The 396-nt window shown below is 40.4% G+C and carries 1 rRNA gene; it reads left to right on the forward strand.

What is annotated here, in order from left to right:
* Positions 1–102 (forward strand): 16S ribosomal RNA (locus M3627_RS20590); the annotation flags it as partial.
* Positions 103–396 lie beyond the last annotated feature (294 nt).

Below are 396 nucleotides of genomic sequence, written 5' to 3' on the forward strand. Positions count from 1 at the left end.
GGTAACCCTTTTGGGAGCCAGCCGCCGAAGGTGGGACAGATGATTGGGGTGAAGTCGTAACAAGGTAGCCGTATCGGAAGGTGCGGCTGGATCACCTCCTTTCTAAGGATATATTCGGAATACAGATTTTTATCTGTATCTTAACGTTTTGCAGTTCAGTTTTGAATGTTCATTCTATATGAGCATTTAAAGCTTTTTAACTTGCTCCTGCGATTACTCGTCGCAAAGGAACAAGCTTTGTTCTTTGAAAACTGGATAAAATGACATCAAAAAAAGAAACAAACGCAAGATATTCAAATTGTGATCACTTACGTGATTGCAAGTGTATTACTTTTAACTTTTAGGTTAAGTTAATAAGGGCGCACGGTGGATGCCTTGGCACTAGGAGTCGATGAA

The organism is Psychrobacillus sp. MER TA 171 (assembly GCF_023713305.1).
Taxonomy (GTDB): domain Bacteria; phylum Bacillota; class Bacilli; order Bacillales_A; family Planococcaceae; genus Psychrobacillus.